The sequence below is a fragment of the Iodobacter sp. genome (assembly GCF_025352645.1).
Classification (GTDB): domain Bacteria; phylum Pseudomonadota; class Gammaproteobacteria; order Burkholderiales; family Chitinibacteraceae; genus Iodobacter.
The window spans coordinates 1-6,269 of the sequence record NZ_JANXSO010000004.1 but is presented as its reverse complement, the minus strand read 5'-3'; the positions used below and the strand labels follow the sequence as shown (position 1 = coordinate 6,269).

Annotated in this window: 5 protein-coding genes and 1 pseudogene; 1 reads left to right on the top strand and 5 read right to left on the bottom strand. The window is 48.4% G+C overall.

What is annotated here, in order from left to right; translation table 11 throughout:
- Positions 1 to 1,096: pseudogene (locus Q0R17_RS00435) on the top strand (IS3 family transposase); the annotation flags it as partial.
- Positions 1,097 to 1,228: 132 nt separating this feature from the next.
- Here the strand turns inward: Q0R17_RS00435 and Q0R17_RS00430 are convergent.
- The 5 genes from Q0R17_RS00430 to aroC form a co-directional block, all read right to left on the bottom strand.
- A complete protein-coding gene (locus Q0R17_RS00430) occupies positions 1,229 to 1,987 on the bottom strand; it encodes an SDR family NAD(P)-dependent oxidoreductase (RefSeq protein ID WP_293930946.1) in 759 nt (252 codons plus the stop codon).
- 1 nt (position 1,988) lies between these two features.
- Positions 1,989 to 3,332 (bottom strand): hydroxysqualene dehydroxylase HpnE, encoded by a 1,344-nt coding sequence (gene hpnE, locus Q0R17_RS00425; RefSeq protein WP_293930943.1) that lies wholly within the window; start codon positions 3,330 to 3,332, stop codon positions 1,989 to 1,991.
- Entirely contained in the window at positions 3,302 to 4,135 is an 834-nt protein-coding gene (hpnD, locus tag Q0R17_RS00420; protein ID WP_293930940.1) for a presqualene diphosphate synthase HpnD, read from the bottom strand. Before hpnD ends, hpnE begins: the two co-directional genes overlap by 31 nt.
- Before the next feature lie 143 nt (positions 4,136 to 4,278).
- Entirely contained in the window at positions 4,279 to 4,911 is a 633-nt protein-coding gene (locus tag Q0R17_RS00415) for a DUF4136 domain-containing protein (protein ID WP_293930938.1), read from the bottom strand.
- Between the two features lie 2 nt (positions 4,912 to 4,913).
- The gene (gene aroC / locus Q0R17_RS00410; RefSeq protein WP_293930936.1) at positions 4,914 to 6,014 is read right to left on the bottom strand and encodes a chorismate synthase; all 1,101 of its coding nucleotides are present in this window, start codon (positions 6,012 to 6,014) and stop codon (positions 4,914 to 4,916) included.
- Positions 6,015 to 6,269 lie beyond the last annotated feature (255 nt).

Genomic DNA, 6,269 nt, shown 5'->3' with positions numbered 1-6,269 from the left:
CTTGCTTGAGCCAATGGAGCGCGCAGTATGACGCTGGTGGAATGGCTGCCCTTGAACCCGCGCCTAAAGGTCGAAAGAAATCACCCATGCCCATCACCGAAAATAACACGGCTCCCCTGCCGATTGATGATGAAACCCGTAGCCGTGAAGAACTCATTGCAGAAAACAAACGCCTCCGTTTAGAGGTGGCCTACATAAAAAAGTACAATGCTTTAGTTCAAGCCAAAGCCCAATTGGCGCAGCAAAAACAGCGCAAATAGTGCTTGAATTAAGGCCACAGTTTCCATTGGCTGATTTGTTAAAACACGCTGATTTGCCGCGCAGCACCTTCTATTACCAGAAGCAGGCTTTGGCTGCGAACGACAAGTATCAAAACGTAAAAACGCAGCTTAAAGCGCTATTTGCAGAGCATAAGGGGCGCTATGGCTATCGGCGGATCATGCTGGCGCTCAGAAAAGAAGGCGAATGGCTGAATCACAAAACAGTTCAGCGTTTAATGCAAGAGCTGGGTTTGAAGTCGTGCGTTCGGCCTAAAAAGTACCGTTCCTACAAGGGTGAATGTGGCAAAGTCGCGCCAAATATATTGCAGCGGCAATTTAGTGCGGACAAGCCGAATCAGAAATGGGTGACGGATGTGACTGAATTTAATGTGCAGGGAGAAAAGCTCTATCTGTCACCAGTGCTGGATTTATACAATGGGGAAATTATCGCCTTTGAAATGGCGCGTCGCCCAGTATTTGCGCTGGTCAGTCAAATGCTAAAGAAAGCCTTAGCCAAGCTGAGCGTGGATGAAAAGCCGCTGCTGCATTCAGATCAGGGTTGGCAGTATCAAATGGCAGGGTATCGGCAGCAATTGGCCGAAAAAGGGCTGGTGCAAAGTATGTCAAGAAAAGGGAATTGCCACGATAATGCAACGATGGAAAGCTTCTTTGGCACGTTGAAATCAGAGTTCTTCTACTTAGAAAAATTCACTAGTCTTGAGCAACTAGAGCAAGGCATCGTGGATTATATCCATTACTATAACCACGACCGAATCAAGCTGAAATTAAAAGGGCTGAGTCCTGTGCAATACAGAACCCAGCTCTTGAGTACCTAGCTTTTATACTGTCCAACTAATTGGGGTCAGTTCAGCGGTGGGGCACTAAGGGGATGAAGATAGCACTTAAAGCTATAGCACTGTTACTAGGAGCAAATAATCACTAGCAAGTTCCACACTCCCTGATATTTTTTACTGCTCACTGAGAAGCTGCAGTGTTTGTCCACTTTGCCCACGGCTGGCATCGCCCATCCAATACAAAATTGCTGGCACGATGGATTCAGTAGGCGGCAAGCTTTCGCGTGTTTCACCCGGATGCGTTTTTAAGCGCGATGGCGATTGAATTGGGCCCGGCACTAAGAGATTAATTCGCAGGTTTTCCATATTATCCCACTCGGAAGCCGCGATTTCGACCAGATTTTTTTGCCCAACTTTGCTTACGCTATACCCCCCCCAATACGCATTGGGGGCAAAAGCATGCGTTTCACCCAGCAGCAAGATACTGGCATCAGGCGCATTTTTAAGCAGCGGAAATAGCGCGCGATTCAGCACAAATGGCGCGGCAACGTTCACTTTGAACATATCCATCCACTCGTCCATTTTTTGATTGGCGAGCGGCGACAAATGGCTAAAGCCATTCGCACAATGTAAAATCCCATCCAAACGGCCAAATTCTTTTTGAATAAGCACCGCCATTTGGGCAATTTCTGCCTCGCCCGATTTAGCCAAATCAAAGGGAATCGCGGCGGGCTGCGGATAGCCCGCAGCTTCAATCTCATCGTATACTTTGGCGAGTTTTTTCTCGTTGCGGCCCAGCAAAATCACCGTCGCGCCGTACTCAGCCAAAGCCAAAGCCGCTGCAGCACCAATCCCCTGCCCTGCACCGGTCACTAAAATCACACGGCTTCGAAATGCACCAACCGGTGCCTGATAATTTTTCCAATCACCCATGTCATTCCTCAATTGTATTAGTCATTAATTCTTGCACTACGCCTTGGGCAGCCGCCACGCCACTTCTTACCGCACCCTCTAGAGTTGCTGGGTAATCACCGCTGCCAGCTAATCCCCTAGTGTAGTCCCCAGCCAGCCAAAAACCGTGCTCCGTTGTTTTATTACTTGGGCGCTGCATAGAGGGCGTACAAGCAAAGGTGGCGCGCTTTTCTGTAATCACCTGCTGCCATAGCACCTCAACAGGTAATGCCAAGCGCTGATGCAACTCCGCCACTACCGCCGCTGCAAGTTCTTCTTGTGGCAAGAACTGATGCGAGCCAGTGGCCGAAATCACCACCGCAATCAAACCATCCATACCGTGAGTAAAACTACGATCAAACACCCACTGCGCCAGCGAATCGCTCAAGCCCTGCATGGGCCTTGCCAGCCGCGTGCTTTGATCGTATTGCAGGTAAACCGTAACAATCGGCTGGTATATCCAATCGCCCAAAACCTTTAACTGCGGCAGCGTAGCCAGTACGGGCGATAATCCATGAGGTGGCAATGCGCAGATAACGGCATCAAAGCACTCAGGCTCTCCATTCAAACGCCAACCTTCAGGCGTTTTTTCTAGCTGGGTAATCCGGCGTGAACGATAAACCTGCCCACCGCGCTGCTGAATAAAGCGCTCCGCCGCATCGGGGAACAAAGCAGAAAAATCAAGCTTAGGTAGTAATAAATCTGAAGCGGCCCGCGCACCACCCAAGCTATCTCTGAGCACATTGAGTAAAACCTGTGCAGATGCCAGCTCAAGCGGCGTATTTAAAGCCGCCACAGTGAGGGGCTGCCAAAAGCGGCTAATTAACACCTTAGGCTGACGTTGATCCGCTAGCCAGCAGCTAACGCTGACATCCTCGGCCAATTGCCAATCCGCCGCTTGTGCAACGCGAATCGCCCGCAGCAAAGCAAAACGCTCTGCCCAAGTTAAGCCTTGGGCAAAAATCAAGCCAACAGCCAAGTGCAAAGGGGCAGGTAGTTTGGGGCAAGCTAAGCGAAAGTCAGGCTCCACCACCAGCTCCATAGGCATGCGCAAAAAGGCCGCCTCGCAATCCACCCCCACCTTAGCCATCATGGCCAGTAGCTCGGTATACGCACCAATCACTAGGTGCTGGCCATTATCAAAAGACTGCTCGGCTAACTCTACCCGCCTAGCTCGCCCACCTAAGACTTTACCGGCTTCAAAGACGCTAACCTTAATACCTGCGGCCGCTAGCTCAGCAGCAGCAGCCATACCGGCATAGCCCCCGCCTAATACCGCTACGGATGACTTACTATTTAAAACCACCACGTTTTCCAAGCCAGCCATAGTTTACGAATTGGTGTTAAAGAAATGCGCTGGCTCAATACCTTACCTACGCCATCTTTTTGAATTTCTTTTAAAGTAGCACGGTAAATAGCCGCCATCACCAAGCCAGTACGCTGCTGCTTTTTATCTACCGCAGGTAATTGGCTCATTGCTTGCACATAATATTGCTCAGCACGCGCAATTTGAAAATCCATTAATGCTCTAAATTCAGGCGTATCACGGCAGGCTAGAATATCAGCAGCGGGCACATTAAATTGCTGCAATTCAGTCACAGGTAAATAGATGCGGCCACGGCGCGCGTCTTCACCCACATCACGAATAATATTGGTTAATTGAAATGCAAGACCCAAATCATGGGCGTATTTAAGTGTACCGCGATCGGTAAAGCCAAATATTTGCGCTGCCATTTGCCCAACAACTGAGGCCACGCGGTAGCAATACAACTGCAAATCTTTAAAACTATTATAGCGGGCCATATCTAGATCCATCTCCATACCGTCGATGATTTCTATAAATAGCTCGCGTTGCAAATCGTATTTTTTAATCGCAGGCAATAAAGCTTGAGTTACTGGATGCTGGGGCGATCCCGCAAATAATTGATCAATTTCACTCCGCCACCATGCCAATTTAGTTCTAGCCACGGCTTCTTCATGGCATTCATCCACCACGTCATCCACTTCACGGCAAAAAGCATATAAAGCGGTAATGGCTTTCCTTTGCTCTAATGGCAAAAATCGAAAGCTGTAATAAAAACTAGAGCCACTTTTTGCGGCTTTATCTTCACAATATTGTTCAGGTGTCACAGGACTTTCCGATTTAATGAATGATGGTGATTACGCAAGCGTCTATTTTTTTCAGAAAAAGATGCCCAACCATGAAAGGCTTAGAATAGGCTGTGTTTAAAATATCGAGCGTCTTTTATTTGAGGCTTGCGTAAATCAATCAATTATTGTTCTGGCAAAATAATTTTAACTTCACGTGTCAAGCCAGAAGCGCCTGGAAACTGCTCAAACAAGGCACGAATCAACCAAGGCACTGCGGGCTCAATCGCATCATCTCGGCTGCGATTGATGGCTTTGCCTTCAAAAATTTTGGCAAAGCGCCCAGCCGCTAAATCCTTTTTATCTAGTATATCTAAATTTAACTGCCGGCTAAAAACGGTGTCACTCACGGGGCGGCTACCAACAATACCATTCTCTGCGCGGGTATAAGGCACTAGAACCACACCACTTGAGGTAGAAACTCGGCGATAGTAAGTACTAAAACCTACTGTCCCCCAAATGGGCTCTTGTGAGGTAATGGTTTTACCGCCATCCACCTGATACTGCAATCGCACCAACCAATCTGCTGCGCTCATATTCGGCACATACACATAGCCCTTACTCATTAGCTCGGCAGATACATCTTCTTCAAAATCACGCTGCGCTAAGCTTTGCACTTGTGAGGCATCGCGCTCAAAGGTAAATTTCTGCGCGCTAGGCGCGCTCGCCAAAGTATGCCGTACGCTTACCGAGGCCACAAACGGCGGCGTAGCGCAGCCGCTTAATAATAAAACAACAAGAGCCAATCGTTTCAGCATGATCAAATCCTTTTAGCAGGAATCTGTGGGGTGCTTACTTTTACATCACCACACTGAGCGCGATGGCGTAAAGCATGATCAATCAATACTAAAGCTAACATCGCTTCAGCAATCGGAGTAGCGCGAATGCCCACGCACGGATCATGCCGCCCAGTGGTTGCCATTAGCACAGCATTGCCGTCTTTATCTATCGAATGACGCTCTTGAGCAATGCTGGATGTAGGCTTAACCGCCAAATTCACCACAATATCTTGGCCAGTAGAAATACCACCTAAAACACCGCCAGCATGATTGCTTGCAAAACCAGTTGGGGTCAGCTCATCGCAGTGTACCGAGCCTTTTTGCGCAATACTTGCAAAGCCCGCGCCAATTTCAACGCCTTTTACCGCATTAATACTCATCATCGCGTAAGCAATCTCTGCGTCTAGACGGTCATATACTGGCTCGCCCAAACCCACTGGTACATGCTCGGCCACCACGGTAATTTGCGCGCCCACTGAATCACGCTCCTTGCGGATCGAATCCATATAATCTTCAAGCTGCGGCACTATTGCTGCATTCGGGGCAAAAAAGGCATTGCCGTTGACTTCATCCCAGCTCTTAAATGGAATTTCTAATTCGCCTAGCTGGCTCATATAGCCACGAATTTCAATGCCGTATTTCTCGCGTAGCCATTTCTTAGCAATCGCCCCAGCAGCAACGCGCACTGCGGTTTCACGTGCAGACGAGCGCCCACCACCGCGAGGATCACGAATACCGTATTTATGCCAGTACGTGTAATCCGCGTGGCCTGGGCGGAAAGTTTCCACAATTTTGCCGTAATCTTGGCTACGTTGATCTTGGTTACGAATCAACAAGGCAATCGGCGTGCCCGTAGTTTTACCCTCATAAATCCCTGATAAAATTTCTACCGTGTCTGGCTCTTTACGCTGAGTCACATGCCGTGAAGTACCTGGCTTACGCCGATCTAATTCAGCCTGAATATCTTCCACACTCAAATCCATTCCTGGTGGGCAACCATCAACGATGCAGCCAATTCCAGCACCATGGCTTTCACCAAAAGATGTCACCGTAAATAATAAACCAAGTGTATTACCAGACATGAGTTAAATCCTTGAACAGAGCAACAAGCTTAATTCTAACATGGACTGAGATATACCAAGACTTACAAACAAGGGTGAGATCGAGTATTTTTTACAACGTAACCTTCCATAGAGTTTCTCCCGCGCAAAGCAAAACCCCCGCCTCTTTCGAGTACGGGGGTTCTGTTTACTACATAAGGTGTCTGGCGATGACCTACTTTCACACAGGTAATCTGCACTATCATCGGCGCTAAGGTGTTTCACTGTCCTGTTCGG